Here is a 400-nt window from a genome sequence, read left to right on the forward strand (position 1 = left end):
AATAGAAGGAGCTAACATAGTCTCCTCCTCTCCTGAGTCTGTGATTTCTTATCTACCTTCATCGGACATAACAACGGAAACAGCTATTACCTTTACTGGGGCTGCATCAACAGATAACACTGGGATTGTAAGCTATGCATGGGACTTCGGCGACGGTACGTTTTCCACGGAAGCGAATCCTTCCCATACATTTGTGTCAGGAGGCAGTTTCCGTGTTAGTCTAACGGTAACGGATGGGGATGGCCTGAGTGATACAGAGTCTGTATTGATTGATGTGTTTGAGCCATTACCTGATTCATCTGCTGATTTCAGTCTGTATCTGAATGCCGGAAATGGCAAAACAGTGAACTATGAAGGGAAGGAATATATCGGTGATCGAACTACATCACTTGAGTATTTC

The 400-nt window shown here is 44.2% G+C and carries 1 protein-coding gene; it reads left to right on the forward strand.

Annotated features, from left to right (window positions below):
• The coding region (locus AAGF08_RS20505) for a PKD domain-containing protein (RefSeq protein ID WP_343513327.1) at positions 1-400 on the forward strand (400 nt) is incomplete at both ends.

The organism is Algoriphagus sp. SE2 (genome assembly GCF_039563885.1).
In the GTDB taxonomy this organism is placed as follows: domain Bacteria; phylum Bacteroidota; class Bacteroidia; order Cytophagales; family Cyclobacteriaceae; genus Algoriphagus.